26 protein-coding genes and 1 other annotated feature are annotated in these 26,892 nt (G+C 60.2%); of the genes, 15 read left to right on the top strand and 11 right to left on the bottom strand.

What is annotated here, in order from left to right; all coding sequences use genetic code 11:
* Positions 1 to 46: 46 nt before the first annotated feature.
* On the bottom strand, positions 47 to 1,069 hold the full coding sequence (locus tag C9411_RS18945; protein WP_107227678.1) for an isopenicillin N synthase family oxygenase: 1,023 nt from the start codon (positions 1,067 to 1,069) through the stop codon (positions 47 to 49).
* Positions 1,014 to 1,250: a hypothetical protein gene (locus tag C9411_RS18940; RefSeq protein WP_107227677.1), complete on the bottom strand. Its 237-nt coding sequence runs from the start codon at positions 1,248 to 1,250 to the stop codon at positions 1,014 to 1,016. The genes C9411_RS18945 and C9411_RS18940 overlap by 56 nt, the downstream gene beginning before the upstream one ends.
* Before the next feature lie 107 nt (positions 1,251 to 1,357).
* Between C9411_RS18940 and C9411_RS18935 the strand changes: the two genes are divergently transcribed.
* Both C9411_RS18935 and C9411_RS18930 read left to right on the top strand, forming a co-directional pair.
* A complete protein-coding gene (locus C9411_RS18935; protein ID WP_033642497.1) occupies positions 1,358 to 2,014 on the top strand; it encodes an HAD family phosphatase in 657 nt (218 codons plus the stop codon).
* 89 nt (positions 2,015 to 2,103) lie between these two features.
* A complete protein-coding gene (locus tag C9411_RS18930) occupies positions 2,104 to 2,724 on the top strand; it encodes a glutathione S-transferase family protein (protein ID WP_060426578.1) in 621 nt (206 codons plus the stop codon).
* A gap of 13 nt (positions 2,725 to 2,737) precedes the next feature.
* On the opposite strand, the gene C9411_RS18925 is transcribed toward C9411_RS18930, so the two are convergent.
* A complete protein-coding gene (locus tag C9411_RS18925; RefSeq protein WP_107227676.1) occupies positions 2,738 to 3,838 on the bottom strand; it encodes a PQQ-dependent sugar dehydrogenase in 1,101 nt (366 codons plus the stop codon).
* 131 nt (positions 3,839 to 3,969) lie between these two features.
* Between C9411_RS18925 and C9411_RS18920 the strand changes: the two genes are divergently transcribed.
* Both C9411_RS18920 and C9411_RS18915 read left to right on the top strand, forming a co-directional pair.
* Entirely contained in the window at positions 3,970 to 4,389 is a 420-nt protein-coding gene (locus tag C9411_RS18920) for a GNAT family N-acetyltransferase (RefSeq protein ID WP_063989357.1), read from the top strand.
* Between the two features lie 11 nt (positions 4,390 to 4,400).
* Positions 4,401 to 5,384: a magnesium and cobalt transport protein CorA gene (locus tag C9411_RS18915; RefSeq protein ID WP_025302200.1), complete on the top strand. Its 984-nt coding sequence runs from the start codon at positions 4,401 to 4,403 to the stop codon at positions 5,382 to 5,384.
* A 62-nt stretch (positions 5,385 to 5,446) separates the two neighbouring features.
* Here the strand turns inward: C9411_RS18915 and C9411_RS18910 are convergent, their stop codons facing one another.
* The 4 genes from C9411_RS18910 to speB form a co-directional block, all read right to left on the bottom strand.
* Positions 5,447 to 6,259, bottom strand: a complete 813-nt coding sequence (locus C9411_RS18910; protein ID WP_063989356.1) for a nitrilase family protein — start codon at positions 6,257 to 6,259, stop codon at positions 5,447 to 5,449.
* Entirely contained in the window at positions 6,256 to 7,683 is a 1,428-nt protein-coding gene (locus C9411_RS18905) for a cytosine permease (protein ID WP_107227675.1), read from the bottom strand. The genes C9411_RS18910 and C9411_RS18905 overlap by 4 nt, the downstream gene beginning before the upstream one ends.
* Before the next feature lie 16 nt (positions 7,684 to 7,699).
* Positions 7,700 to 9,085, bottom strand: a complete 1,386-nt coding sequence (locus C9411_RS18900) for a sodium:solute symporter (RefSeq protein WP_107227674.1) — start codon at positions 9,083 to 9,085, stop codon at positions 7,700 to 7,702.
* A gap of 77 nt (positions 9,086 to 9,162) precedes the next feature.
* Positions 9,163 to 10,095 carry an agmatinase gene (speB, locus tag C9411_RS18895; protein WP_063989353.1) on the bottom strand — a complete coding sequence of 311 codons (933 nt, stop codon included), beginning with the start codon at positions 10,093 to 10,095 and terminating at the stop codon, positions 9,163 to 9,165.
* Between the two features lie 248 nt (positions 10,096 to 10,343).
* On the opposite strand from speB, the gene C9411_RS18890 reads away from it, so the two are divergent.
* Entirely contained in the window at positions 10,344 to 11,249 is a 906-nt protein-coding gene (locus tag C9411_RS18890; RefSeq protein WP_063989352.1) for a LysR family transcriptional regulator, read from the top strand.
* Here the strand turns inward: C9411_RS18890 and C9411_RS18885 are convergent.
* Positions 11,240 to 12,430 carry an MFS transporter gene (locus C9411_RS18885; protein WP_107227673.1) on the bottom strand — a complete coding sequence of 397 codons (1,191 nt, stop codon included), beginning with the start codon at positions 12,428 to 12,430 and terminating at the stop codon, positions 11,240 to 11,242. The two genes, C9411_RS18890 and C9411_RS18885, sit on opposite strands and share 10 nt — an antisense overlap.
* Positions 12,431 to 12,567: 137 nt before the next feature.
* Here C9411_RS18885 and C9411_RS18880 point away from each other — a divergent pair, with 137 nt between their 5' ends.
* Positions 12,568 to 13,452 (top strand): LysR family transcriptional regulator, encoded by an 885-nt coding sequence (locus C9411_RS18880; protein ID WP_033637772.1) that lies wholly within the window; start codon positions 12,568 to 12,570, stop codon positions 13,450 to 13,452.
* Between the two features lie 15 nt (positions 13,453 to 13,467).
* Here the strand turns inward: C9411_RS18880 and C9411_RS18875 are convergent, their stop codons facing one another.
* Positions 13,468 to 14,292 (bottom strand): SDR family oxidoreductase, encoded by an 825-nt coding sequence (locus tag C9411_RS18875; RefSeq protein ID WP_107227672.1) that lies wholly within the window; start codon positions 14,290 to 14,292, stop codon positions 13,468 to 13,470.
* A gap of 229 nt (positions 14,293 to 14,521) precedes the next feature.
* Here C9411_RS18875 and hisL point away from each other — a divergent pair, with 229 nt between their 5' ends.
* The 9 genes from hisL to hisIE all read left to right on the top strand — a co-directional run bounded on the left by hisL (position 14,522) and on the right by hisIE (position 21,807).
* Positions 14,522 to 14,569: a his operon leader peptide gene (gene hisL, locus C9411_RS18870; RefSeq protein WP_100396937.1), complete on the top strand. Its 48-nt coding sequence runs from the start codon at positions 14,522 to 14,524 to the stop codon at positions 14,567 to 14,569.
* Positions 14,545 to 14,671: a sequence feature (His leader region), on the top strand. It overlaps the preceding gene by 25 nt.
* A 70-nt stretch (positions 14,672 to 14,741) precedes the next feature.
* Positions 14,742 to 15,641: an ATP phosphoribosyltransferase gene (gene hisG / locus C9411_RS18865; protein ID WP_063989350.1), complete on the top strand. Its 900-nt coding sequence runs from the start codon at positions 14,742 to 14,744 to the stop codon at positions 15,639 to 15,641.
* Between the two features lie 4 nt (positions 15,642 to 15,645).
* The gene (gene hisD, locus C9411_RS18860; RefSeq protein WP_107227671.1) at positions 15,646 to 16,953 is read left to right on the top strand and encodes a histidinol dehydrogenase; all 1,308 of its coding nucleotides are present in this window, start codon (positions 15,646 to 15,648) and stop codon (positions 16,951 to 16,953) included.
* Positions 16,950 to 18,038, top strand: a complete 1,089-nt coding sequence (gene hisC / locus C9411_RS18855; RefSeq protein WP_107227670.1) for a histidinol-phosphate transaminase — start codon at positions 16,950 to 16,952, stop codon at positions 18,036 to 18,038. The genes hisD and hisC overlap by 4 nt, the downstream gene beginning before the upstream one ends.
* Entirely contained in the window at positions 18,035 to 19,102 is a 1,068-nt protein-coding gene (gene hisB, locus C9411_RS18850) for a bifunctional histidinol-phosphatase/imidazoleglycerol-phosphate dehydratase HisB (protein WP_063989348.1), read from the top strand. The genes hisC and hisB overlap by 4 nt, the downstream gene beginning before the upstream one ends.
* Positions 19,102 to 19,692, top strand: a complete 591-nt coding sequence (gene hisH, locus C9411_RS18845; RefSeq protein WP_063989347.1) for an imidazole glycerol phosphate synthase subunit HisH — start codon at positions 19,102 to 19,104, stop codon at positions 19,690 to 19,692. The genes hisB and hisH overlap by 1 nt, the downstream gene beginning before the upstream one ends.
* A 5-nt stretch (positions 19,693 to 19,697) precedes the next feature.
* Positions 19,698 to 20,435, top strand: coding sequence for a 1-(5-phosphoribosyl)-5-[(5-phosphoribosylamino)methylideneamino]imidazole-4-carboxamide isomerase (gene hisA / locus C9411_RS18840; protein WP_063989346.1), 738 nt, complete (start codon positions 19,698 to 19,700; stop codon positions 20,433 to 20,435).
* Positions 20,417 to 21,193, top strand: a complete 777-nt coding sequence (gene hisF / locus C9411_RS18835; RefSeq protein WP_063989345.1) for an imidazole glycerol phosphate synthase subunit HisF — start codon at positions 20,417 to 20,419, stop codon at positions 21,191 to 21,193. The genes hisA and hisF overlap by 19 nt, the downstream gene beginning before the upstream one ends.
* The gene (hisIE, locus tag C9411_RS18830; RefSeq protein ID WP_063989344.1) at positions 21,187 to 21,807 is read left to right on the top strand and encodes a bifunctional phosphoribosyl-AMP cyclohydrolase/phosphoribosyl-ATP diphosphatase HisIE; all 621 of its coding nucleotides are present in this window, start codon (positions 21,187 to 21,189) and stop codon (positions 21,805 to 21,807) included. Before hisF ends, hisIE begins: the two co-directional genes overlap by 7 nt.
* A gap of 74 nt (positions 21,808 to 21,881) precedes the next feature.
* On the opposite strand, the gene gndA is transcribed toward hisIE, so the two are convergent.
* The gene (gene gndA / locus C9411_RS18825) at positions 21,882 to 23,288 is read right to left on the bottom strand and encodes an NADP-dependent phosphogluconate dehydrogenase (protein WP_107227669.1); all 1,407 of its coding nucleotides are present in this window, start codon (positions 23,286 to 23,288) and stop codon (positions 21,882 to 21,884) included.
* Between the two features lie 222 nt (positions 23,289 to 23,510).
* Positions 23,511 to 26,885 (bottom strand): hypothetical protein, encoded by a 3,375-nt coding sequence (locus C9411_RS18820; RefSeq protein ID WP_107227668.1) that lies wholly within the window; start codon positions 26,883 to 26,885, stop codon positions 23,511 to 23,513.
* Between the last annotated feature and the right edge of the window lie 7 nt (positions 26,886 to 26,892).

Below are 26,892 nucleotides of genomic sequence, written 5' to 3'. Positions count from 1 at the left end.
TCGCCATCAGCCCGGCCGGCGCGCCGGGCTTTTTTGTGCCTAATGTTCAGACGCCGATGACGTCCCGATAAAAGCGCTGAGCCACATCGGGGTGGGAACGGATGCGGCCTTTCAGGTAGTTATACCCCACGTCGCGCAGCAGCGGGTTGAGCGGATCGCTGGCCGGGCCGCGCGCCTGCGCCGCCAGCGGCGGCGGCAGTTGATACAACGGCACCACCGCGTCCAAGCGTGCGCCGAGGAAGAAGGCGATCGACAGCCTGTCACGCCCCGCCGGCGGCGTCTCCACCCGGTGCACCGTGGCGCGCAAATAGCCGTTGGTCGCCAGCTCCAGCAGCTCGCCGATGTTCACCACAAAGGTGTCTTCACGAGGCTGGGCGTCGAGCCAGCGCCCTTCACTCACCTCCACCTGCAGCCCTTTTTGCTCGTCCTGCAGCAGGAAGCTGAGAAAACCGGAGTCCTTGTGCGCGCCGACGCCCTGTGCGCTGCCGGTGGCGTCCCGCCCCGGGTAGCGAATCAGTTTGATGTGCTCGTTGGGCTTATCGCCGTACAAGCGATCGAAAGCCTGCTCCGGCAGCGACAGCGCCAAAGCGAAAGCGCGCAGCAGCCGCAGCGACATGGTGGTCATCGCCTGCTGCCACTGCAGCAGCAGCGGTTTCAGCGTCGGCAGTGCCGCCGGCCACTGGTTTGGCCCCTGCAGGCGCGCCCAACGCGGGGTGTCATCAGACAGCGTCAGCGCCGGGCGTTCGGCGCCGATATCGAACTGCTCGCGCCAGTCCGGCTGACCGCGCGTCAGCTCCGCCGCCGCCCGGTTGTAACCGCGAAAGTGCGGCGAATGCACCATATGTACCGCCAATTTGTCGGCTTCCGGCAGCGCGAAAAATTGTCGCGCGGCCTGCTGCAGCCGCGCATTCAGCGCGCCGTCCACGCCGTGCCCGCGCAGATAGAAAAAGCCGACGTCGCGGGCCGCCGCGCGCAAATCGTCAAGAAAGGCGCGCCGCCGGCGCGCATCGCCGTCAAGCTGCGAAAGATCCAGCAGCGGCAGCGTCTTCAGCGTCGTCAGGTGCGTCATCATGCGGTTCCTCTTCTTCCCCAATCACGATCGGGCCGCCATACAGGCGAATAATCAACATTGTCTCTCTCCAGCGGGTCGCTGCGTTTGCCTCATAGTTATCACCGCGCTCGCCGGAGCGGCCAATATTGTTGCGTTCTAAGTTATGCAAACGTTCAACAAACTGTCGCAAAACCGTCATCAATGTTTCTTATGCTCTGCGCAATTTCGCCGACGCCGCTGGCTGGCGATGGGCGCTATCCGCTATCCTGTAAACGACCTCATACCCTGCCTGCCGGAGAAATACTGATGGATTTAGCCTTATTCGACCTGGATGAAACCCTGATTGACGATGACAGCGCCAGCCTGTGGATCCGCTGGTTGGTCGGCCAGGGCTTCGCACCGGCTGAGCTGGAGTTGCAGGAGCAGCAGCTGATGCAGCTCTATTATCAGGGCAAGCTGTCGATGGAGGACTACATGCAGGCCACGCTGGCGCCGCTGGCCGGCCTGAGTGTGCAAACCGTGGCCGGCTGGGTGCAACGCTACATTCGCCGCGATATCCTGCCGCGCGTCTATCCCGCCGCCCGTGAACGCCTGCAGTGGCACCGCGAACGCGGCGACTGCATCCTGGTGATCTCCGCCACCGGCGAACACCTGGTGGCGCCGATCGCCGAACAACTCGGCGCCGACGATGCGCTGGCGATCGGCGTGGAAATCAGCGACGGCCGCTTCACCGGCAACACCTACGGCACCATGACCTACCAACAGGGCAAGGTGATCCGCCTGCAGCACTGGCTGGCGCAGCATCCGCACCTGAAGTTCGAGCACAGCCACGGCTACAGCGACTCCCTCAACGATAAGGCGATGCTGCAATTCGTCGACAGCGCCACGGTGATCAACCCCGATAGCGAACTGAGCGCGCTGGCGGCGGAGCGCGGCTGGGAAGTGTGCCGCTGGGAGCGTTGATCGGCAGGCAAAAAGTGCCCTGCGGTGTGACAAAAAGCGCGTTGTGGCGTAGGTATAGAGGGTCTTTAATTCACTAACGGAGTTGCGCAATGCTGACCATTTGGGGCCGTGAGAATTCGAATAACGTCAGGAAGGTGCTGTGGTGCGCCGCCGAACTGGGGCTGAGCTACACCCACATCAACGCCGGCGGCGCGTTCGGCAAGGTCAACGAAGAGAGCTACCGCGCGCTGAACCCGAACGGCCTGGTGCCACTGCTGCAGGACGATGACTTCGTGCTGTGGGAGTCCAACACCATCGTGCGCTACCTGGCGGCGAAATTCGGCGACGCGACGTTCTATCCGCAAGATCTGCAGGCGCGCGCCGCCGCCGAGAAGTGGATGGACTGGACCACCTCGACCATCGTCCCGGCCTTCACCATCGTCTTTTGGGGCCTGATCCGCACCGCGCCAGAGCTGCGCGACATGGCGAAAATCGAAGCGGCGATCGCCACACTGGAAAAACACTTCGACGTCATTGAACAGGCACTGGCGCATCAGCCTTACCTCTCCGGCGACGCGTTCGGCTTCGGCGATATTCCGCTCGGCAGCTTCGCCTACGCCTGGTTCGAGATGCCGATCGCCCGCCGCCCGCGGCCGAACATGGAGCGCTGGTATCAGCAGCTGCGCGCTCGCCCGGCCTATCAGCGCGGCGTGATGAGCGAACTCACCTGATCGATACGGGGCGTTACGACGCCCCGACTTTCAGCAGCTTGCCGTCCCGCTCGTCCGTCAGCAGATACAGGTAGCCATCCGGCCCGCTGCGCACCTCGCGAATGCGCTCGCCGCGATCGCCCAGCAGCCGCTCTTCCGCCACCACTTTGTCACCCTCCAACGTCAGGCGAATCAGCTCCTTTTGCGCCAGCGCGCCGATGAACAGCGAGTGCCGCCAGGCGGGGAAGCGCTGCCCGTCATAGAACGCCATGCCGCTGAGGCCGGGCGAAACCCGCCAATAGTGCAGCGGCTGTTCGGTGCCGGGTACCCGTTCCCCCTTGGCCTCCGGGATCGGCTGGCCGGAATAGTTGATGCCGTAGGTGGCCAGCGGCCAGCCGTAGTTTTTACCCGGCTGCGGGAGGTTGAGCTCATCGCCGCCTCGCGGGCCGTGCTCGTGTTCCCAGATCGCGCCGCTCCACGGGTTCAGCGCCAGCCCTTGCGGATTGCGATGGCCATAAGACCAAACCTCCGGCCGTTTGCCGGCCTGACCGACCCAGGGATTGTCCGGCGGCACCGCGCCTTCGGCGGTCAGCCGCACCAGCTTGCCCTGCAGCTTGTCGGTCTCCTGCGCCGTCGGACGCTGGTTGTTTTCGCCCAGCGCGATAAACAGGTAGCCCTGCCTGTCGAACGCCAGCTTGCCGCCGAAATGATTGCCGACCGACAGCTTGGGCAGTTGACGGAAGATCACCTTGAAGTTTTCCAGCCGCGCGCCGTCGTCGCTCAAACGGCCGTAGCCGACCGCCGTGCCGGCTTTGCCGCCGTCACCCGGTTCGGCGAAGCTGAGGTACACCCGACGGCTGGCGGCGAAGTCAGGGGCCGGCAACACCTCCAGCAGGCCGCCCTGCCCCTCGGCGTAAACCTGCGGCACGCCGACGATCGGTGGCGACAGGCCTTTGCCCTGCTGCCATAGCCGCAGCCGGCCGGGCCGTTCGGTGATAAGCAGGCCTTGTTCCGCCGGCAAGAAGGCCAGCGACCACGGGTGTTCCAGGCCGTCCTGCAGTTGGCTGACCGTCGGCGCGGCGTGCAGCTGGCCGCTGCACAGCAGCAAAGCGGCCAGTAAAGTCAATCGGGGCATAGCATCCTCCTGAGGGTGAAATGACCCGTTTAGTGTAGCCCACTCAGCTGGCGCGGTCGTTTGCATTACATTTCAACAGGTTGCCTTTTGGCCGCAGTGTGCTTAAGTTAACCCATCACCCAGGAGGAATCATGGACATTACCGTTACCGATGCGATTGACGAACACACCCTTGATGCGATCAGGCAAGGCCTGCGCGCTTTCAACCTGCCGCATATCGACGCCCGTCACCGCAAGCCGCTCAGCGTCTATGCGCGCGACGAGGCCGGCACGGTGATCGGCGGGCTGACCGCCGAAACCTGGGGCAACTGGCTGAGCGTCGAGTGGCTGTGGGTGGCGGACTCCCAACGCGGCAGCGGCCTCGGCGGCAGGCTGATGCGCGCCGCCGAACGCGAGGCGCAGGCGCGCGGCTGTCGCTACGCTCGCCTGGATACCTTCAGCTTCCAGGCGCGGCCGTTCTACGAAAAGCTCGGCTATCAGCTGCAAATGACGCTGAAAGATTATCCGGTGGAACATGAGTGTTATTTTCTCACCAAAACCCTGACTGATTAATGGATGGACGGATGGACAGCAAAAGCATGGTGGTGAACTGTGTGGCATACAAAGCCGGCCAACGGCTGGGCGAAGTGACCATCGACGATATCAGCGAGGTGGTCAAACAGCCGGACACCTTCGTCTGGCTGGGGCTCAGGCAGCCGGAACCGGCGTTTATGCGCAAGGTGCAGGAGGAGTTCGGCCTGCACGATCTGGCGATCGAAGACGCGCTGTGCGCGCATCAGCGGCCGAAGCTGGAAACCTACGGCGACTCGCTGTTCATCGTGGTCAAAACCGCGCAGTGGGGCGAGCACGACGAAATCGAATACGGTGAAACCCACTTCTTCGTCGGCAAAAACTTTCTGGTGACGGTGCGCCACGGCGCCTCGCCCAGCTACGCGCCGATCCGCGCCAAGGCGGAAGAGAACCACAAGCAGATGTGCCGCGGGCCGGGCTTCGCCCTCTATTCGGTGCTGGACTTCGTGGTGGACAACTACCGCAGCGTGGTGACGCGCTTCGAGAGCACCATCGAGAATATCGAAGCCAACATGTTCCAGTCGGAGTTCGATCAGGCGGCGATCGAGAACGTCTATACCCTGCGCCGCCATCTGCTGGCACTGCGCAACGCCGCGCTACCGATGGATGAAATCTGCAACCAACTGATCCGCCTGCACGAAGAGGTGATCCCGAAAGAGCTGCGCGCCTACGTGCGCGACGTGCAGGATCACGCGCATCAGGTGGTCAGCAACATTGACGACATGCGTGAAATGCTGACCAATGCCATGCACGTCAACCTGGCGCTGGTGACGGTCAAACAAAACGAAGTGGTGAAACGGCTGGCGGGCTGGGGGGCGATTTTGGCCATCCCGACGGTGGTCTTCAGCCTGTACGGCATGAACTTCGCCGACATGCCGGAGCTGAAATTCCCGTGGGCCTACCACGCCACGCTGGGAGTGACCGCCGTTGGCTGCATTTTCCTGTATCAGAAGCTGAAGAAATCGGGCTGGCTGTAAGCGAAAAGCGGCGGCTGTTCCCGCCGGCGAAAACCCTCTGCGGGGCAGCCCGCCCCGCCGCTTCAATACAACTTCGGCCGCCGATCGCGATGCACGTGATTGTGGCGGCCGATGTGCTTGTCATCAGCCGCGCCGATATCCATCGATGCCAGTACCATGCCTTCGCCCGCCAGGCTCTGCGTCAATGGATAGCCGTCGGCGTCGACGATCACCGAGCCGCCGATCCACGCAACGCCGCGCTCCGTTTCACAACGATCGCACACCGCGATGAACAGCCGATTGACGGCGGCGTTGGCCTGCGCCTTCACCATCTCCGCCGGCCGTTCGCCCTGCGGGCGCGGCGCCAGCGGCCAGTTGACCGGCGCGCACAGCAGCTGAGCGCCGGCCAGCGCCGGCAGCCGCACCCACTCAGGGAATTCGAGATCGTAACAGATCATCACCGCCAACCGGCCGAAGCGGGTCTCGATGACCGGCGGCGGCCGATCGCCGGCGATAAAAATGGTGCTCTCTTCGTGCCACAGGTGCGCTTTGCGATAAATCGCCCTCACCCCCTGCGCATCGATCAATGCCGCACTGTTGGCCACCTCGCCATCGGGCAGGCGCTCGCAGAAACCGGCGACGATCGCCACATCCAACTCGCGCGCCAGGGCTACCCACAGGCTGAGGCTCGGCCCGTCTTCGCCCTCGGCCAACGCCCGCGCCTCTGTCTTATCGCGCAGCACATAGCCGCTGTTCACCAGCTCCGGCAGCACGATGACGTTGGCGCCGCGCTGCGCCGCCCGGCGGATCGCCTGGGCTGACAGCGCCCGATTGTGTTCCGCTTCCCCGACCCGCAACGCTAACTGACAGCATGCGACGCTGATTTTTTCCTTCACTCCCGTTCTCCTTCCAATAAACCCTCGCAGCACAACGCCACCCGCCGTTCGGCTTCAAGATCGAGCTTCCGGCACATCACGACATAAACGCTCCCGGCCACCAGCAGGCCGACCAGAAAAGCGATATCCGCACCGCCCAGTAAAACAGCAAAGGGGCCGGTGTAAAAGCCCAACGTCATGAACGGCACCATCGCCAGCAGGCCGATCGCGTAGGCCGTCAGGCCGGAGCGCCCCCAGCGGCCGTAGATCCCCGCCGGGTTGAAGATTTCACCGATCGCGTAATGCCCGCCGCGCACCACGTAAAAGTCCATCAGATTCACCGCCGTCCAGGGCACCAGGAAATACAGCATCAGCAGCACGAAGGTATTGAAGCTGGTGAGATAGCTTGCCGGGATAGCCAACGCAACCGCAAACACCGTCAGGGCGACGACGCCAATGCCGATCATGCGTAATCTCAACGTCGGCGTCACTTTACGGAACGCGTCAATCGCGCTGAGGCTGGTCAACATTGCGCCATAACAGTTGACCGCCATGATGCCGACCAGCGAGGGCACGGCGATCAACACGGTCAGCGTGCCAAACCCCGGGTAAACGGCATTACCCACCGCCTGTACGCTGCCGATCGCATCGGGGGCCGGTAGGGCTGAGGCCAGAAATGCGCCCAGCGACATCAGCCAAAGCGCCGATCCGGCGGCCCCCAGATAAGTCCAAAAGATCACGTTGGCAGACGGCGTTTCATGCGGCAAATAGCGTGAGTAGTCGGAGACGTACACCGCGTAGCTGATCTGGTAGCCGGCGGCGGCCGACAGCTGAATCAAAAAGGCCGCCCACGAGAAATGCCCGGCGCCGACGGCGGCGTCCATCCGCAGCGACAACACGGCGCCGATTGTCAGCACGCCGAACACCGCCATCATCACATAGGTCAGCCAGCGCTGCACCGCATGCAGCATATCGTGGCCGACGATCGCCAACAGCACGGCCACCGCGATCAGCAACGCATACCAGGGCAGGCGGTGGCCCGGCAACACCGTGTTGATCGCATCGGTCGCGAGAATAACGTTGAACACATTGAAGCCGATGTAAACAAACACCACGGCGGCAAAGGGAACGATGGCCCCACGCAGGCCGAATTGGGCCCGCGACTGGATCATCTGCGGCAGCCCCATGCGCGGCCCCTGGTTGGCATGGCACGCCATGAAGAACGTGCCGAACCCTACGCCGGCGGCAATGGCCAGCATCGAATAAAGCGCGCCCAACCCCAGCGCCGGGCCGGTGAAACCGACCACCATCGTCGTCAAAACGAAATTACCGGTGAACCAAAACGGCGCCTGATGCCAAACCTTGCCATGCCGTTCGTGACGGGGCACATAGTCTATCGAGCGCACTTCAATTTTTGGGCGTGACGCCACATTGCGATTGTTCATGTCCCACCTCGTCTTTTCAACGCTCGGTTTGCGGCTGCAGCTGTGCTGCCGGGCGGCTCAACAGGCTGCCCAGCACGAAGGCGACGCCGCCGCCCAGCAGGCCGCCGTAGATTGGGCTGTTGGCGTCGATGCCGTGCCAGGCCATCAACCCCACCACGCACAGGCTGCCGGTCAACATGCTGGCAATGGCGCCGGCGCTGGTGGCGCGCGGCCAGAAGATCGCCCCCACCAGCGGGATCAGCATGCCGCCCACCAGCAGGTTATAGGCCAGCGTCAGCGCCGCCAGCACGTCACGTACCACAAACGCCAGCCCCAGCATGGCCATGCCCATGAGAAGCGTGGTGAAGCGCCCGGCGGCCAACCCGCCGGAAGGTTTGCGCCGGATGGCCGGCAATACGTCCTCCAGCGCGATAGTGGAAGAGGCCAGCAGGCAGGCGCTGGCGGTGGACATCAGCGCCGCCAACGCCGCGGCGGCCACCAGCCCGCTGACGCCGACCGGCAACACCGCCTGCGCGATGGCGGCGAAGGCGCCGTCGGTGTTGCTGAGCGACGGCAGCACGATCTTGCCGGCCATGCCGATCAGCGCACCGGTCACGCCGTACAGCACGCAATAGACGCCCGCCCCCAGCCCGGCGAAGCGCGCCACGTTGGCGCTGCGGGCGGTAAACACCCGCTGCCAGATGTCCTGACCGATCAGAATGCCGAAGAAGTAGATCAGGAAGAACACCAGAATGGTGTCCAGCCCGATCGACGACAGCCGGTAGTAACCGGCGGGCAGCAGGCTGGTGAACGCCTCCCAGCCGCCGGCCTTGACGATGCTCATCGGCATCAGCACCAGCATCATGCCGACGGTCATGATGATGAACTGAATGATGTCGGTCAGCGTCAGCGACCACATCCCCCCCAGCGTCGAATACAGCACCACCAGCCCGCCGCCGAGCAGGATAGACGTGCTGAACGACAGGCCGAACATCACCTGCATCACGCTGCCGATGGCGATGATCGAGGTCACCGCCACCATCAGGTCATACGCCAGCATGATCGCGCCGCTGGTGACCCGCGCCGCCGGGTGATAGCGCTGCGACAGCACCTGGCTGACGGTATACAGCTTCAGCTTGAGCAGCGGCTTGGCCAGCACCAGGCTCAGCACCACGATGCCCAGCCCCAGCGCGCCGCACAGCCAGACGCCGGAGATGCCGTAGGTGTAGCCGAGTTTAACGCTGCCGATGGTCGATGCGCCGCCGAGCACCACCGCCGACAGCGTGCCCAGATACAGCCCCGGCCCCAGATTGCGCCCGGCGACCAGATACGCCTCTTTGGAATTGGCGCGGCGAATGCCCATCCACCCCACCGCGCCGATCACCAGAAAGTAAAACACCACGACCAGCAGATCGAGATTCATGGGTACCTCCACTCCGTTGTTATTGTTATCAGGGGTCCCGACGCAACCGCTCCGCCGGTAGGGTCAGTGCACCGGCCTCAGCGGGCCGGCAGCACGCACAACATTTCAAACAGCAGGTTGGCGGCCAGCAGCGCCGTGTTGCCGGAGCGATCGTAAGGCGGCGACACCTCCACCACGTCGCCGCCCACCAGGTTCAGCCCGCAGCAGCCGCGCACGATTTCCAGCCCCTGCCAGACCGACAGCCCACCGACCTCCGGCGTGCCGGTGCCCGGCGCGAAGGCCGGATCCAGCCCATCGATATCGAAGCTGAGATAAACCGGCGCATCGCCCATCTGTTCGCGGATCTCCGCCATCAGCGGCGTCAACGACCGGTGCCAGCAGGCCTCGGCCGGCACCACGCGGAAGCCCTGGCGGCGTGACCAGTCGAAGTCGTCCGCCGCATAGCCGCTGCCGCGCAGGCCAATCTGTACCACCTTTTCCGGCGCCAGCAGCCCTTCCTCGAACGCGCGGCGGAAGGTGGTGCCATGCGCCAGCTGTTCGCCGAACATCTCCTCGTTGGTGTCGGAATGCGCATCGACGTGGATCAGCCCGACCGGGCCATGTCGGCGGGCGACGGCGCGCAGCACCGGCAGCGTCAGCGTGTGGTCCCCGCCGAGCGTCAACGGCATGCAGCCGTGCGCCAGGATCTCGTGGTAAGCCGCCTCGATGCGCTGCACGCTGTCCGCCAGGCTGTAGGGGTTGATGGCGACATCCCCCAGATCGGCCACCTGCAGCCGTTCGAACGGGGCGGAGCCGGTGCCCATGTTGTAAGGGCGGATCATCACCGACTCCTGGCGGATCTGGCGCGGGCCATAGCGGGTGCCGCTGCGGTTGGAGGTGCCGATATCCAGCGGAATGCCGACAAAGGCGGCGTCCAGACCGTGCGCCTGATCGGCTACGGGCAGGCGCATCATGGTGGGAATACCGGCAAAGCGCGGCATATCGTTACCGCTTTGGGGTTGGTTCAGCATGGCGTTTCCTTGTCTTGATCTGCGATGAATTGAAACATTTGAGCAACATTCGCAGACTACCCCGTTGGCCACCCCGGCTACCATTCCCGCTTTTGCATGTAAACATCGAAAAACGAGATGCAACTAACTCATTGAAGTATTGATTTTTATTTCCACTTCATGCCATAAGGAAGGCCATATCTTCAGCGCCGCCCCTATTTTTTCGATGTTAAAAATGGGTTAACCGGCCGACGTTCTGCGGAGGGGGAATGCTCACCAACCTAAGCGATATCGATCTGAAACTGCTGCGGGTGTTCGTCGCGGTGGCGGAAGCCCAGGGTGTCAGCGCCGCGCAGGAAGCGCTGCTGATGAACCAGTCCACCATCAGCACCCACCTGGCCTCGCTGGAAACCCGGTTGGGTTTTCGCCTGTGCCAGCGCGGCCGCTCCGGCTTCCGGCTGACGCCCAAGGGCGAACGCATGTTGATCGCCTGCCGCTCGCTGTTCAACGCCGCCCGCGACTTCACCCGGGTCAGCCAGTCGCTGAACGGCCTGCTGACCGGCGATCTGCAGATCGGTCTGGTGGATAATCTGGTTTCGCTGCCGGGCAACCCGTTCAGCCAGGCCATCAAGCACTTCCAGCGCCGACATCAGGACGTGCAATTGCAGTGCCGCATCTGCTCACCGAACGAGATTGAGCAAGGGCTGCTGCACCGGCAGCTCGATCTGGGCATCGGCTACTTCGGCCAACAGTTGGAGGCGTTGCGTTATCAGCCGTGGCTGGAAGAGACGCAGGCGATCTACTGCAGTGAGGATCACCCGCTGTTCGCGGTGGAAGAACCGGAGCGCGAGCAGATTGAAAACGCGCGCTGGGTCAAGCGCGGCTACCTGCTGGCGCAGCAGCTGTGTCCGATCGCACCGCCGCACCTGGCGGCGGTGGCCCACCATATGGAAAGCGTCGCCCATCTGGTGCTGAGCGGCACCTGTCTCGGCTACCTGCCCACCCACTACGCGGCGCGCTGGGTGGAACAGGGGCTGCTGCGGCAGCTGGGCGGCGCGGCGCTCTCTTACCGCGCCACGCTCAGCCTGGTCAGCCGCCCCGTCCAGCCCGACGAGGCGTTGAACGCGCTGCTGGAGGATTTGGCGCGCGCCGCACGCCAATCGCCTCATCGCTGAGAGGCCAGCGCCCGATTCATGGCAAACAGCGTGCCGGTTAAAGACAGGATGAGGAGCCCGATAATGGCCCAGGCAAAAGAGGCCGCCCCGCCCCTGTCGAGCAGCATGCCGCCGATCGCGCCACCGGCGGCCACGGCGGTATTCCAGCCCGTGGTATACATGGACTGTGCCACGTCGGCCGCACGGCCGGAAAGGCGTGACAATGCCGTCTGCGTGAGGGTGGCAAAACCGCCGAAAGCCGCGCCCCACAATGCGACCGCGAGATACACCATCGGGGCTATCCGCCCCCCACTTCCCAGCAGCACGGCGGCGAGGGCAAAGATGACGATGCTCATCACCGTAAGAGATTGGACTCGTCGATCGACCAGCATCCCGGCGACGCCCAATCCGGCAATCGCGCCCAGCCCGAAGATAAACAGCACGATATCGACCCGCTCGGATAACCCCGACGGCGTGAGGAAAGGCTCCAGGTAGATATACAGAATGTTGTGGGCAACGATGAAGGTGAACACCACGAACAGCACGGCGCGGATCCCGCATTGCAAGAATACGCCGCTCAGAGACGGGCGATGCGCCTTAGCCTGGCCGGGGAAATCCGGCACGATAGCGATGATCCACACCACGAGCATCAGCGCCATCAACGTCATCAGGCCAAAGGCGCCCTGCCAGCCGATGGCTCGGCCAAGCAACGTGCCGAGCGGTACGCCGAGCACCAGCGCCAGGGTGGCGCCGGCGCCGGAGATCGCAATAGCGCGGCCGCCAAGATGGGCCGGTGACATGCGCACGGCGTAACCGGCCAGCAAGGACCAAACGATGCCGCCGAAAACGCCGGCGAAGAAACGCGTCGCCAATGAGACGTGGTAATCATGCGACAGCGCCGTGACGAGGTTAACGATGGCAAAACCGCCGATCGCACTCAAGAGCAAGGGGCGGCGCCGCATGCCTTGCGTCAATGCGGTGAGCGGAATAGCGGCGACCAACGCCCCCACCGCATAGGCGGTGATGAACTGCCCCGCCAGACTTTCAGATACGTTCAAATCGCCCGCGATCGAAGAAAGCACGCCCGCCGGCATGATCTCGGTCAGCAGCGTGATAAAAGCGGCCATCGCCAATGCCAGCAGGCCCCCCAGCGGCAACCGCTCGCTGCTCCCGGCAGGCGCAGATATCGTCGTTTGATTCATCAATCACTCCCCATTCAAAGATGTTTCCGCTCATTGCGGATGACGGTTGCATCATGCTGCCCACTCGCCGATAAAAGAAAAACAGGCTAAAGTGAATAACACTCATGACAAAAAAGTCATCAATAGAATGGAAGCCTATGGAAAGTCTGGGTTCTCTCGACGTTTTCGTTCGGGTCAGTGAAAGCCGCAGTTTCACGGCGGCCGGGCAACAGCTGGGGATCTCCGCGTCGGCGGTCAGCAAAACCATCGCCCGGCTGGAGGAACGGCTCAGCGTGCGGCTGTTTCACCGCTCCACCCGCACGGTCAACCTAACGCCGGAAGGGGCCTTGTTCCTGGAAAGGTGTCGACGCATTTTGAGCGAGGTGAAAGAGGCGGAAGCCGAACTGTTGCAAACGCGGGGAACGCCCCAGGGCAAGCTGCGCATCAGTCTGCCGTCGCTGGGCACGCTTTTCATGCCAAAACTGGGGGACTTCAAACGCCGCTATCCTGAGATCGAGCTGGATATTGATTATTCGGATCGGCTGGTTGACGTGATTGAGGAAGGTTTCGATGCCGTTATCCGCAGCGGAACCCCGAGCGACTCACGGCTGGTTGCCCGCCGGCTGGGTACCTGCCGCAAGGTTTTCGTTGGCGCGCCGGGTTATTTCAGCAAAGCGGGTATGCCGAGCAAGCCCGAGGATCTGACAAGCCATGCCCGTTTGCATTATCGCTTTCCCAGCACCGGCAAACTGGATGTCTGGCCGCTGGGAGACAAGACGGAGATGATCCCCGAACGGCCGGCCAGCATGGTGACAAATACCCTCGATCCGCAGGTGTGCTTCGCGGAGCAAGGGCTCGGCATCGCTTATTTGCCGGAAATCGCCGTGCGCAGACAGCTGGAACAGGGCAGCCTGGTGACGGTTCTGGATGAATACGACCGCGAGAACATGGTTTTTCATGTCCTCTGGCCGTCGGGCCGCCACCTGTCAGTCAAAATCAGGCTGTTCGTCGACTTTGTGACGAGCCACCTTTTCCCGCTTTAAACGGCGTAGGCTGCCTTAACTGACCGGCATGCGCGCCGGATCGGGATACTGGTACTCAAAACCCAGCTCGTTGCAGATGCGGTTGCCGTCCACCAGCCGCTCATCCTGCACCGCTTCGTCGGCGAACTGCGGCGGCTCCAGGTGCAGCTGTTCGGCCAGCGCCGGGTAAAATTCGCGTTTGGCCGGATGATGCGGCGCGCACAGATTGTACACATGGCCGCCCTTCGGCAGCTTCAGCAACAGTTGGATGGCGGCGATGACGTCGTCCTGGTGCACCAGATTCACCCCCTGCGACCCGCCCTTCACGTCGAGTTTGCCCGCCAGGAAGCGACCGGGGTGGCGATCGGCGCCCACCAGCCCCGCCAGCCGCAGAATGTCCACCGAGGTGTTCGGCAATTCATGCAGCCAGCGCTCCAGCTCGGCCAGCACCTGGCCCGACGGCGAGACCGGCCGCAGCGGCGACTCTTCGCGCAGCGTGCCGGCGGTTTCGCCGTACACCGAGGTGGAACTGGTAAAGATCACCCGCGGCACGCCGAAGGCCATCGCGCTGTCCACCAGCATGCGCACCGCATTGAAATAGTTCTCGCTGCCTTCGACGGTGCGGCGCGCGGGCAGCGTCACCACCAGCGCATCCACGCGCAGCAGCGATTCCAGATCGTCCGGATCGCACACCAGCTCCGGCGTCAGCTCCAGTTGATAGCATTCGATGCCGCTCATGCGCGCGGCCTCGACGCCGTCCGGCGTGGTTTTGCTGCCGACCACATCATACCCGCGCCCCATCAGCGACAGCGCCAACGGCATGCCCAGCCAACCCAAACCAATAATGGCTACCTTTTTCATCCTCTTCCTCTCCTGAAGATCGCAGCGCCCTGCCCTTAAGGCTACGCCACTGTGCACGGCGATACAATCTGCCCGGCTTAAGGTTAGGTAAAGCCGTGTGTGGCTAATAACCTAACCTGTTTCAATAAATTAAATTTATGACGTTAAAAAAGGGTTGCGCGGTGGACAGCGGATAGTTTAGCTTAATTGGCATACGGTTTTTACCGGCTTTTGATTAGAGAAAAACACCATGACACGCGTTCAGTTCAACCACCATCATCACCATCACCCTGACTAGTCTTTCAGGCGATGAGTGCTGGAAGACGGTTTGTTAATCTTCCAGTGGCGCGCAGAACGCAAGAGAGAGCCCTCGGAAGATATCTTCCGAGGGTTTTTTTTTGGCTCCGGACAGACAAAAAGAATAGTTTTTACAATAAATTCATAAAATTACAGATTAAACAGAGGTTACCATGCTGGACAAGACACGTTTACGGATCGCAATGCAGAAGTCGGGCCGCCTGAGCGATGAATCCCAGGAACTGCTGGCGCGCTGCGGCATCAAGATCAACCTGCAGCAGCAGCGTCTGATCGCCTTCGCCGAGAACATGCCGATCGATATCCTGCGCGTGCGCGACGACGACATTCCGGGCCTGGTGATGGACGGCGTGGTCGATCTGGGCATCATCGGCGAAAACGTGCTGGAAGAAGAGCTGCTCAGCCGCCGCGCTCAGGGCGAAGACCCGCGTTACTTCACCCTGCGCCGCCTCGATTTCGGTGGCTGCCGCCTGTCGCTGGCCACCCCGCTCGACGCCGAATACGCCGGCCCGCAAAGCCTGCAGGACGCCCGCATCGCTACCTCTTACCCGCACCTGCTGAAGCAATACCTCGACCAGCAGGGCGTGCGCTTCAAATCTTGCCTGCTGAACGGTTCGGTGGAAGTGGCGCCGCGCGCCGGCCTGGCCGACGCCATCTGCGATCTGGTCTCTACCGGCGCCACGCTGGAGGCCAACGGCCTGCGCGAAGTCGAGGTGATCTACCGCTCCAAGGCCTGCCTGATCCAGCGCGACGGCGAAATGCCGGAAGCCAAACAGCAGCTGATCGACCGCCTGATGACCCGCATTCAGGGCGTGATCCAGGCGCGCGAATCCAAATACATCATGCTGCACGCGCCGAGCGAGAAACTGGACGAGATCGTCGCGCTGCTGCCGGGCGCCGAGCGCCCGACCATTCTGCCGCTGGCCGGCGCGCAGAACCGCGTGGCGATGCACATGGTCAGCAGCGAAACCCTGTTCTGGGAAACCATGGAAAAACTGAAAGCGCTCGGCGCCAGCTCGATTCTGGTGCTGCCGATTGAAAAGATGATGGAGTAACGCCATGTCGACCTTCAACACGCCGATCGATTGGGCAACGTGCAGCGCCGAACGCCAGGCCGAGCTGCTGATGCGCCCGGCAATCGCCGCTTCCGACAGCATCACCCGCACGGTGAGCGAGATCCTCGACAACGTGAAGGCCAACGGCGATCGGGCGCTGCGCGACTACAGCGCCCGTTTCGACAAGGCGGACGTCGCCGCACTGCGCGTCAGCGCCGAGCAGATCGCCGCCGCCTGCGCGCGGCTGGGCGATGACATCAAACAGGCGATGGCGCTGGCCGTCGCCAACGTGGACACCTTCCACAACGCGCAGCGACTGCCGCCGGTGGACGTCGAAACGCAGCCGGGCGTGCGCTGTCAGCAGGTGACCCGCCCAATCGACTCGGTGGGCCTGTATATTCCCGGCGGGTCGGCGCCGCTGTTCTCCACCGTGCTGATGCTGGCGACGCCGGCGCGCATCGCCGGTTGCCGCCGGGTGGTGCTGTGCTCGCCGCCGCCAATCGCCGATGAGATCCTGTATGCGGCACAGCTGTGCGGCGTGCAGGAAGTGTTTCAGGTCGGGGGCGCGCAGGCGATCGCCGCCCTGGCGTTCGGCACCGAAAGCGTACCGCGCGTAGCGAAAATCTTCGGGCCGGGCAACGCCTTCGTGACCGAAGCCAAGCGGCAGGTCAGCCAGCGTCTCGACGGCGCGGCTATCGACATGCCGGCCGGGCCTTCGGAGGTGCTGGTGATCGCCGACGCCGGCGCTACCCCGGCGTTCGTCGCTTCCGATCTGCTGTCGCAGGCCGAACACGGCCCGGATTCGCAGGTGATCCTGCTGACGCCGGACGCGGCAATGGCGCAGGCGGTGGCCGATGCGGTGGAAAGCCAGCTGGCCGAGCTGCCGCGCGCCGAGACCGCCCGCCAGGCGCTGGCGAGCAGCCGCCTGATTGTGGCGCGCGATCTGCCTGAGTGCGTGGCCATCAGCAACCGCTACGGCCCGGAGCACCTGATCATTCAGACCCGCAATGCGCGCGAGCTGGTAGACGACATCACCAGCGCCGGTTCGGTGTTCCTCGGCGACTGGTCGCCGGAGTCCGCCGGCGATTACGCCTCCGGCACCAACCACGTGCTGCCGACCTACGGTTACACCGCCACCTGCTCCAGCCTGGGGCTGGCCGATTTTCAAAAACGCATGACGGTGCAGGAGCTGACGCCGCAGGGCTTCAGCAACCTGGCCGCCACCATCGAGACCCTGGCTGCCGCCGAGCAGTTGATCGCCCACAAGAACGCCGTGACCTTGCGCGTCGCCGCCCTGAAGGAGCAAGCATGAGCATCGAAAAACTGGCGCGCGCCAACGTTCGCGAGCTGACCCCTTATCAATCGGCGCGCCGCCTCGGTGGTAAGGGCGACGTGTGGTTGAACGCCAACGAATACCCGATCGCACCCGAGTTCCAGCTGACCGCACAAACCTTCAACCGCTATCCGGAGTGCCAGCCGGCGTTGGTGATCGAACGCTACGCCGCCTACGCCGGGGTGAAGAAAGAGCAGGTGCTGATCAGCCGCGGCGCCGATGAAGGCATCGAGCTGCTGATCCGCGCCTTCTGCGAGCCGGGTAAAGACGCCATTCTGTTCTGCCCGCCGACCTACGGCATGTACGCCGTCAGCGCCGAAACTTTCGGCGTGGAGCGCCGCACCGTAGCCGCCAAAGAGGACTGGCAGCTGGATTTGCCGGCCATCGCAGACAGCCTGGACAACGTGAAGCTGATCTACGTCTGCAGCCCGAACAACCCGACCGGCAACCTGATCGATCCGGACTCTCTGCGCAGCCTGTTGGAGCTGGCCAAAGGCAAGGCGATCGTCGCGGTGGACGAAGCCTATATCGAGTTTTGCCCGCAGGCCTCGGTGGCCGGGTGGCTGAGCGACTATCCGCACCTGGCTATCCTGCGCACGCTGTCGAAGGCCTTTGCGCTGGCCGGCCTGCGCTGCGGCTTTACGCTCGCCAACGAAGATCTGATCGCCCTGCTGCTGAAGGTGATCGCGCCTTACCCGCTCTCGACGCCGGTGGCGGATATCGCCGCGCAGGCGCTGAGCGAAGAAGGTATCCGCACCATGCGCCAGCGCGTCACCGACATCGCAGCCACCCGCAGCTGGCTGCAGCAACAGCTGGAAAAATGCGCCTGCGTCGAGCAGGTTTTCGCCAGCGACAGCAATTACCTGCTGGCCCGCTTCACTGCCTCAAGTAATGTGTTTAAAAGCTTGTGGGATCAGGGCATTATCTTACGAGACCAAAACAAACAGCCCGGGTTGTCCGGCTGCCTGCGCATCACCATAGGCACCCGCGACGAATGTCAACGCGTGGTGGACGCCTTGTCCGCCCTGCCCGGCGCCAACCCGACTCGCCAGGAGCCAATGTGAGCCAAAAAACCCTCTTTATCGATCGTGACGGCACGCTGATCGCCGAGCCACCGGAAGATTTCCAGGTTGACCGCCTGGACAAGCTGGCACTCGAGCCGGACGTGATCCCTTCCCTGCTGGCGCTGCAACAGGCGGGGTATCAGCTGGTGATGATCACCAATCAGGATGGGCTCGGCACCGCCAGTTTCCCGCAGGAAACCTTCGATCCGCCGCACAACCTGATGATGCAGATCCTCAGCTCGCAGGGCATTCAATTCGCCGATGTGCTGATCTGCCCGCACCTGCCGGCGGACAACTGCGACTGCCGCAAGCCGAAAACCGCGCTGGTGAAGGGTTACCTCGAACCCGGTGTGCTGAATGCCGCCCACAGCTACGTGATCGGCGATCGGCCGACCGACGTGCAGCTGGCGGAAAACATGGGCATCCAGGGGCTGCGCTACCAGCGCGGCGTGCTGGGCTGGAAAGAGATCGTGCGCCAGCTGACCCTGCGCGACCGCCACGCGCGGGTTAACCGCGTGACCAAAGAGACGCAGATCGACGTCAACGTCTGGCTGGATCGCGAAGGCGGCAGCAAGATCAAAACCGGTGTCGGCTTCTTCGATCACATGCTGGATCAGATCGCCACCCACGGCGGCTTCCGCATGGAGATCGACGTCAAAGGCGATCTGTATATCGACGATCACCACACGGTGGAAGACACCGGCCTGGCGCTGGGTGAAGCGCTGAACAAGGCGCTCGGCGACAAGCGCGGCATCGCCCGCTTCGGCTTCGTGTTGCCGATGGACGAATGCCTGGCGCGCTGCGCGCTGGATATCTCCGGCCGCCCACACCTGGAGTACAAGGCCGAGTTCAACTATCAGCGCGTCGGCGATCTCAGCACCGAAATGGTCGAGCACTTCTTCCGTTCGCTCTCCTACACCATGGGTTGCACGCTGCACCTGAAGACCAAGGGCAAAAACGATCACCATCGGGTCGAGAGCCTGTTCAAAGTGTTTGGCCGCACGCTGCGCCAGGCGATCCGCGTCGAGGGCAATACCCTGCCGAGCTCGAAAGGAGTGCTGTGATGAATGTGGTGATTTTGGATACCGGCTGCGCCAACCTGGCCTCCGTCACCTACGCGGTGCGGCGCCTGGGTTACCAGCCGGAGGTGAGCCGCGATCCGGAGATCGTGCTGCGCGCCGACAAGCTGTTCCTGCCGGGCGTCGGTACCGCACAGGCGGCGATGGATCAACTGCGCGAGCGGGATCTGATCGAGCTGATCAAGGCCTGCTCTCAACCGGTGCTGGGCATCTGCCTCGGCATGCAGCTGCTGGCGGCCAGCAGCGAAGAGAACGGCGGCGTGGCGACACTCGGCCTCATCGATACGCCGGTGAAGCAGATGACCGACTTCGGCCTGCCGCTGCCGCACATGGGCTGGAATCAGGTGTCCGCGCAGGCGGGCCACCACCTGTTCCGCGGCATCGATGACGGCGCCTACTTCTATTTCGTTCACAGCTATGCGATGCCGATATGCCCCAGCACCATCGCTCAGGCGAACTACGGCGAGCCCTTCACCGCCGCCGTGCAAAAAGACAACTTCTTCGGCGTGCAGTTTCATCCAGAACGTTCTGGAGAGGCCGGTGCGCAACTGTTGAAAAACTTTCTGGAGATGTAGGCAGCATGATTATTCCGGCTTTGGATTTGATCGACGGCAACGTAGTGCGTTTGCATCAGGGCGATTACGGCCAACAGCGCGACTACGGCAACGATCCGCTGTTGCGCCTGCAGGACTATCAACAACAGGGCGCGCAGGTGCTGCACCTGGTCGATTTGACCGGCGCCAAGGATCCGACGGCGCGCCAGATCGCGCTGCTGCGCAAGCTGCTGGCGGGGGTTGACGTGCCGGTTCAGGTCGGTGGCGGCATCCGCAACGAGCAAGACGTCAGCGCCCTGCTGGAGGCCGGCGCCACGCGCGTGGTGATCGGCTCTACCGCGGTGAAACAGCCGCAATTGGTGCAGAGCTGGTTCGGGCGCTACGGCGCCGACGCGCTGGTGCTGGCGCTGGACGTGCGCATCGACGCGCAGGGCGTGAAACGCGTGGCCATCAGCGGCTGGCAGGAGGATTCCGACGCCACGCTTGAACAGGTGGTGGAGCAGTTCCTGCCCTACGGGCTGAAACACGTGCTGTGCACCGATATTTCGCGCGACGGTACGCTGGCCGGTTCCAACGTGGCGCTGTATCAGGCGATCAGCCGCCGTTATCCGCAGGTGGCCTTCCAGGCTTCGGGCGGCATTGGCAGTCTGGATGACATCGCCCAGCTGCGCGGCAGCGGCGTTGCCGGCGTGATCGTGGGGCGCGCCCTGCTGGAAGGTAAATTTAGCGTTGAGGAGGCGATCGCATGCTGGCAAAACGGATAATCCCGTGCCTGGATGTTAAAGACGGGCAAGTGGTGAAAGGCGTGCAGTTCCGCAACCACGAAATCATCGGCGACATCGTGCCGCTGGCGCAGCGCTATGCGCAAGAAGGTGCGGACGAGCTGGTGTTTTACGATATCACCGCCTCAAGCGACGGCCGGGTGGTGGACAAAAGTTGGGTATCGCGCGTGGCGGAGGTGATTGATATTCCGTTCTGCGTCGCCGGCGGCATTAAAAGTGCCGAGGACGCCAGCCAGATCCTGTCTTTCGGCGCCGACAAGATTTCGATCAACTCGCCGGCGCTGGCCGATCCTGAGCTGATTAGCCGCCTGGCAGAACGCTTTGGCGTGCAGTGTATCGTCGTGGGCATCGACACCTGGTTCGACAGTGAAACCGGCAAGTATCACGTCAACCAATATACCGGCGACGAGAGCCGCACCCGCATCACCCAGTGGGAAACCCTCGACTGGGTACAGGAAGTGCAGCGCCGCGGCGCCGGGGAGATCGTGCTGAACATGATGAACCAGGACGGCGTGCGCAACGGTTACGATCTGCAGCAGCTGCGCCTGGTACGCGAGGCCTGCAAGGTGCCGCTGATCGCCTCCGGCGGCGCGGGCACCATGGCGCACTTCCTGGAAGCGTTCCGCGATGCGGACGTTGACGGCGCGCTGGCGGCGTCGGTGTTCCACAAACAAATCATCAATATCGGCGAACTGAAAAGGTTCCTGGTTGAACAAGGCGTGGAGATTCGCGTGTGCTGACAGAACAACAGAGCAACCAGCTGGACTGGGAAAAAACCGACGGCCTGATGCCGGCCATCGTGCAGCACGCCGTTTCCGGCGAAGTGCTGATGCTGGGTTACATGACGCCGGAAGCGCTGGCGACCACCGAGCAGAGCGGCAACGTCACCTTCTTCTCGCGCACCAAGCAGCGCCTGTGGACCAAGGGTGAAAGCTCCGGCCACTTCCTCAAAGTGGTCAGCATCACGCCGGACTGCGATAACGACACGCTGCTGGTATTGGCCAACCCGATCGGCCCGACCTGCCACCTCGGCAACAGCAGCTGCTTCCACCCGGCCGCCAGCGACTGGACGTTCCTCTATCAGCTGGAACAGCTGTTGGCAGAGCGCAAGCACGCCAGCCCGGACAGCTCATACACCGCCAGCCTGTACGCCAGCGGCACCAAGCGCATTGCGCAGAAGGTCGGGGAGGAAGGCGTGGAAACCGCGCTGGCCGCCACGGTCAACGATCGCGAGGAACTGACCAACGAAGCTTCGGATCTGGTCTATCACCTGCTGGTGCTGCTGCAGGACCAGGATCTGGATCTGAGTGCGGTGATCGGCCGGCTGCGCCAGCGGCATCAGAAAAAAGCGTGACGTTAAATCACGCCCAATAAAAAAGCCGCCGGGCGTTAACCTCGGCGGCTTTTTTTATCGTTCAACGAACGGGCTTATTCCATCCATTCGGTATGGAACACGCCTTCCTTGTCGATACGTTTATAGGTGTGCGCACCGAAGTAGTCGCGCTGCGCCTGGATCAGGTTCGCCGGCAGCACCGCGGAGCGGTAGCTGTCGTAGTAGGCGATCGCAGCGGAGAAGGTCGGCGTAGGAATACCGTTCTGCACGGCGTAAGCCACCACGTCACGCAGCGCCTGCTGGTACTCGTCGGCGATTTGCTTGAAGTATGGCGCCAGCATCAGGTTGGCGATATCGGCATCCGCCGCGTAAGCGTCGGTGATCTTCTGCAGGAACTGAGCGCGGATGATGCAGCCGGCGCGGAAGATCTTGGCGATTTCGCCGTAGTGCAGATCCCAGTTGTTTTCTTTAGACGCGGCTTTCAGCTGAGAGAAGCCCTGCGCGTAGGATACGATCTTGCCCAGATACAGCGCGCGACGCACTTTCTCGATGAATTCAGCTTTGTCGCCGGTGAACGGCGCCACTTTCGGGCCGGTCAGCACTTTAGAGGCGGCAACGCGCTGATCTTTCAGCGAGGACAGGTAGCGTGCGAACACCGACTCGGTGATCAGCGACAGTGGTTCGCCCAGATCCAACGAGCTCTGGCTGGTCCACTTGCCAGTGCCTTTGTTGGCGGCTTCGTCAAGGATCACATCGACCAGGTATTTACCCTCTTCGTCTTTCTTGGTGAAGATGTCTTTGGTGATGTCGATCAGGTAGCTGTTCAGTTCGCCCTTGTTCCACTCGGCGAAGGTTTCGGCCAGCTGCTCGTTGCTCAGGTTCAGTGCCTGCTTCAGCAGAGAATAGGCTTCGGCAATCAGCTGCATGTCGCCGTATTCGATGCCGTTGTGCACCATCTTCACATAGTGGCCAGCACCGTCTGCGCCGATGTAGGTCACGCAAGGCTCGCCTTCCGCAACCGCAGCGATTTTCTCCAGGATTGGCGCCACCAGCTCGTAAGCTTCTTTCTGGCCGCCAGGCATGATGGAAGGCCCTTTCAGCGCGCCCTCTTCACCGCCGGAAACGCCGGTACCGATGAAGTTGAAGCCCTGGTCGGACAGTTCGCGGTTACGACGGATGGTGTCCTGATAGTAGGTGTTGCCGCCGTCGATCAGAATATCGCCCTTGTCCAGGTGCGGAGTCAGCGAGGCAATGGTTTTATCCGTTGCTTCACCCGCTTTCACCATCAGCAGGATGCGGCGCGGTTTTTCCAGCGATTCGACAAACTCTTCAACGGTGTAATACGGCGCCAGATTCTTGCCCGGGTTCTCAGCGATCACTTCGTCAGTTTTGTCGCCAGAACGGTTGAAAATGGAAACGGTGTAACCACGGCTCTCGATGTTCAGCGCGAGGTTGCGGCCCATTACCGCCATGCCGACAACGCCGATTTGTTGCTTGGACATTTAGGAACTCCTGTCTGAGGATGACCCTGCCGGCAACGTCGGCCAGCAGGTTTTGTGATGTGGCACACATGTTAACTCAGGATTGAGCCGGGTGGGTAGTGATTGGTGCGATAGGTCACATGATGTCGCTATATATTCATATCTTCCCCATAAAAAACCACGGCACCCTAAGGTGCCGTGGTCTGAGGCTCAGTCAATCAGTACGAAATCCAGTGGCTTTAATCACTGTGCTTGGGTCGCCTTGAACGCGTCTACTTTTTCCTTCAATAAACGCTCACTTTCGCTGATCATATCCAGATATTGAGTATTTACGAACCCCCACAACGTGGAGGTTTGATCCTCAGCATGCCCAACCTGGAAAGGTAGAGTGGTCACCACAACCAGATTCGGCACCGACTCCAGATAACGATCTATGGTATTGGTTTGAGCATCGACGTTACGTTCATCCCAGTGGCTAACTGCCTCAATCCCACGACGCGAGTAAATATTCATCACTGTGCTTGTCATGCGATTAATATAAATATACTCAATACCATCGACCTCCTCGACAGCCAGAATCTCCGTATCTTCATTCAAATGCGCAATAATGCCCGAGAAAATGTGCCAATCCCAATTGCTGCGCTCCAAATAAGTGACAATCTTCTCAAGTTTAATGTCAAAATCGTCAGGGAATAACGCATCGTCCTCGCAGATCATAGCCATTTCGGTATTACGATCGGCAAGTACGGACAACATGTATTTATAACTCATGCCACATCCGATCCAGCCAATACGGTGTCGAACTCCCTCAATAACCTTGAAACCATGGGTAGGCTTACTGAGGAAATCTTGCTTCCGTACCGGTGTTTCCGTTAGTGAGAGGCAGAGTTTTGGAATATCCGCCTCTATCGCTGGGATAAAATCAACGCCATTTTTATAAGTTTCGAAATCAATCAAATCATTCGCCAAAAGATAGCGTTTGAAATAACCTTCAAAGTTGTTGTCACTATGAGTGAACAACGCAATATTTTTCTTACGGCTAGCATGATATTCTTGATCGTTCAAGAGACGATCAATTTTTTTCGCCATTGCGTCAATATCGCCAATAGGAGCAAAATCAATAACATCAAAGAGGGATGTGTGCTCTGCAATATCCACACTCTCTTCACTAACAATCGGCGTTCCTAACGATAGCACTTCGTAAATACGTGTGGTCTCAAGCAAAGCATTTTCATAGTAATGCAGGTTAATAACCAGTTTGGCATTTTTCACCAGCCTGGTCAGCTCATCACCGAATACACCAGAGGCAATATGAACATTAAAACGTTGTCCCAATTCTTCAAGATAATGACGGCGACGCTCACAATTCGTATCACCATAGAAGAGAACGTCAACTTGCTCCTCATTGCCGTTCAACTTATGACCTTTCTGGGTCAATTTCGAGCTGTAGTCTGCAAAAGAAGCAATTGGGAGGTAGAACAATTTCTGATAAGGGATACCATGTTCTAATAAGTAATTAATGTTAGTCAGGGAATAGTCAAATATTGCCATTGCACGTTCGAGAATCGCAAAATACTCTGGCGTAAACCAACGTGGGTTAATAGACTGTTCCATTTGGAACGCAACAAAATTTTTCGGCAGCTCAGCAAAAATTTGAGGACAAATAACAATATGCAGTTGCCCACTGTCCGCCAGCGCCGAGTATGCTTCAATTATGGTAACACCGCGCCCCACCTCTACAAGCGTTTTCTCAAGCAAATGGGCCACAAACAATGTATGTCTGGTAGTGAGAATAACAATATGGTCGGTATCTATATTAACTAACGGCATCGGCGTATTAGCGGTATTCTTCGCCACACGCAGAAGACTGCTACGCAACTCACCGAAACGGCCGGTTAACAATAGTTTACCTGCCACTTTAGTTTTGCGAAGCAAAGTTTTATAAGGGTGCGGGCTTGCACGAAACGCTTGCCAACTTTTCCCAACCAAAGAGGTCGGTTTCGCCCCTTTACGCTGTCGCATGTAGTGTCTGGATATATCCCTGATTACCCCAAATTCACCACGAATGGCTCGACCAAGCATGCGAACAGGTACCGTTAGTCGCCACGACAGACTTTTTCGCATATTATTCATGTCGGACTGACTTTCACTAAGCTGTTGACTCAGTGTTTCAACTTTTAATTTAAGAGGCTCGTCTTCAACATAATTATCATTTAAAAGAAGAACTTCTTTTTGCGCATTCTCCAATAATTGCTGAGTGGCCAGCTGTTGCTCTCGCTGTTTTATAAGCGTTTCCTGAAGCAACAGCAATTGCTCTTGCATAGAAGAGATCATCGCCTGCTTTTCTTCGTTATCGATCATCAGATGATGCTCCGCAACACGAATTTTTTGTTGCATATCATCCTGCTTCTCATTTTCTTGCTTAACCTGTTTTGATAGCAACTCACCCAGAGTCAACCTCTGCATTTTTAACAATCCTTCCTTCTCAGTAGAATAATATTCAATATGGCGACTGACTATGGCCTGTTCACTTGGCCGAGATAAACGGAATCGCAGATAATCAATATCGAAAATCAATTCAAATGGAACTAAGTATGAGAATAGATAAAATGCCAAACGATTAGTTCTTTCTTTTTCATCGTCGGCCAAGGTTACATATTTATATGAGCTGTCACCAACGACTGTCGTTGGTATACCAGCGAAAATCCCTTCTAATCCCACACTAGAATTAATCGTTAAAATCTCGCGACAACGCTGGACGAAAGACAAACTGGTCGGTGAACTGTCGATCTCATAGTCCCCTTCCTTGAGCTGGAACTGACTACCAGGATGAGTGCGAACTAATAATTTTTTCTTTGGAAAACGTGTACGTGCATATGAAAGCAACGTCAGATTAGTAAACTCTTCACCATAAGCAACAAGATTTGAATCGTCTTCAACCTGTAATACGATCCCCAGATCGGCATCACATTGCTGCTCGTGAGTATTTGGCACACGCAGGAAGTAACGATGCAACTCCTCTATGGAAAGATCGACCTGGCACTGTTCCTGAACCGCCAAATAGCGCTTCTCCGCCTCTGTGTGACCGTTAACACCTGAGAAATCCAAATACCCTGTACTATAATAAGAGGGCATTCTCAACGGCCCCACTTCAAAGTGCATAACAGGAATAGATAAAGACTCGGCAACGGCTTCCAGAGAAGGGCAATTGCAGATTGACAGTATTCCCTCTATCTTTCCAGACTCATAGCCTTGGAGATAGTTTAGCAGCTCTGCTTCCAGCTCGGGGATTCGCTGGGTCAGCATTTTCTTGAACGCCAACATCGGATTGTGGTTTGAAGAGTCTAATAAACTCTCAAATACACTATCGCTCAAATGGTAATAATCATGGCTAGCCAATAGCTCACCAGACGGGATGCTGTAACCCAAATTATTCATTGTAGGTACATCAAATTCCCAACGTTCTGACTTGCGCCACTCTTCCGGAGACAACAAGTAATCATTACCGGCGATAAAAAGTGAACGCTGCTGCAATGAGTTAAGCAAGCGATAAAATATCCATAAATAGGGAGCTTTCACTCCCCTAAACGGATATGGCGGTAAGAATACAGCAATCATTGCTCTA

The organism is Serratia sp. Nf2 (assembly GCF_003028435.1).
GTDB lineage: Bacteria > Pseudomonadota > Gammaproteobacteria > Enterobacterales > Enterobacteriaceae > Serratia > Serratia marcescens_L.
This window is presented reverse-complemented; position numbering and strand designations above follow the sequence as displayed.

Bases quoted from the DNA above. Each gene is read 5' to 3' on its own strand.
- C9411_RS18920 (WP_063989357.1), top strand. From the start codon at position 3,970: ATGGACATTACCGTTACCGATGCGATTGACGAACACACCCTTGATGCG.
- C9411_RS18820 (WP_107227668.1), bottom strand. From the start codon at position 26,885: ATGATTGCTGTATTCTTACCGCCATATCCGTTTAGGGGAGTGAAAGCT.
- C9411_RS18930 (WP_060426578.1), top strand. From the start codon at position 2,104: ATGCTGACCATTTGGGGCCGTGAGAATTCGAATAACGTCAGGAAGGTG.
- hisG (WP_063989350.1), top strand. From the start codon at position 14,742: ATGCTGGACAAGACACGTTTACGGATCGCAATGCAGAAGTCGGGCCGC.
- C9411_RS18885 (WP_107227673.1), bottom strand. From the start codon at position 12,430: ATGAATCAAACGACGATATCTGCGCCTGCCGGGAGCAGCGAGCGGTTG.
- C9411_RS18890 (WP_063989352.1), top strand. From the start codon at position 10,344: ATGCTCACCAACCTAAGCGATATCGATCTGAAACTGCTGCGGGTGTTC.
- C9411_RS18945 (WP_107227678.1), bottom strand. From the start codon at position 1,069: ATGACGCACCTGACGACGCTGAAGACGCTGCCGCTGCTGGATCTTTCG.
- speB (WP_063989353.1), bottom strand. From the start codon at position 10,095: ATGCTGAACCAACCCCAAAGCGGTAACGATATGCCGCGCTTTGCCGGT.
- hisA (WP_063989346.1), top strand. From the start codon at position 19,698: ATGATTATTCCGGCTTTGGATTTGATCGACGGCAACGTAGTGCGTTTG.
- C9411_RS18940 (WP_107227677.1), bottom strand. From the start codon at position 1,250: ATGACGGTTTTGCGACAGTTTGTTGAACGTTTGCATAACTTAGAACGC.
- C9411_RS18875 (WP_107227672.1), bottom strand. From the start codon at position 14,292: ATGAAAAAGGTAGCCATTATTGGTTTGGGTTGGCTGGGCATGCCGTTG.
- C9411_RS18935 (WP_033642497.1), top strand. From the start codon at position 1,358: ATGGATTTAGCCTTATTCGACCTGGATGAAACCCTGATTGACGATGAC.
- hisD (WP_107227671.1), top strand. From the start codon at position 15,646: ATGTCGACCTTCAACACGCCGATCGATTGGGCAACGTGCAGCGCCGAA.
- C9411_RS18900 (WP_107227674.1), bottom strand. From the start codon at position 9,085: ATGAATCTCGATCTGCTGGTCGTGGTGTTTTACTTTCTGGTGATCGGC.
- C9411_RS18925 (WP_107227676.1), bottom strand. From the start codon at position 3,838: ATGCCCCGATTGACTTTACTGGCCGCTTTGCTGCTGTGCAGCGGCCAG.
- hisH (WP_063989347.1), top strand. From the start codon at position 19,102: ATGAATGTGGTGATTTTGGATACCGGCTGCGCCAACCTGGCCTCCGTC.
- hisC (WP_107227670.1), top strand. From the start codon at position 16,950: ATGAGCATCGAAAAACTGGCGCGCGCCAACGTTCGCGAGCTGACCCCT.
- C9411_RS18915 (WP_025302200.1), top strand. From the start codon at position 4,401: ATGGACAGCAAAAGCATGGTGGTGAACTGTGTGGCATACAAAGCCGGC.
- C9411_RS18905 (WP_107227675.1), bottom strand. From the start codon at position 7,683: ATGAACAATCGCAATGTGGCGTCACGCCCAAAAATTGAAGTGCGCTCG.
- gndA (WP_107227669.1), bottom strand. From the start codon at position 23,288: ATGTCCAAGCAACAAATCGGCGTTGTCGGCATGGCGGTAATGGGCCGC.
- C9411_RS18880 (WP_033637772.1), top strand. From the start codon at position 12,568: ATGGAAAGTCTGGGTTCTCTCGACGTTTTCGTTCGGGTCAGTGAAAGC.
- hisF (WP_063989345.1), top strand. From the start codon at position 20,417: ATGCTGGCAAAACGGATAATCCCGTGCCTGGATGTTAAAGACGGGCAA.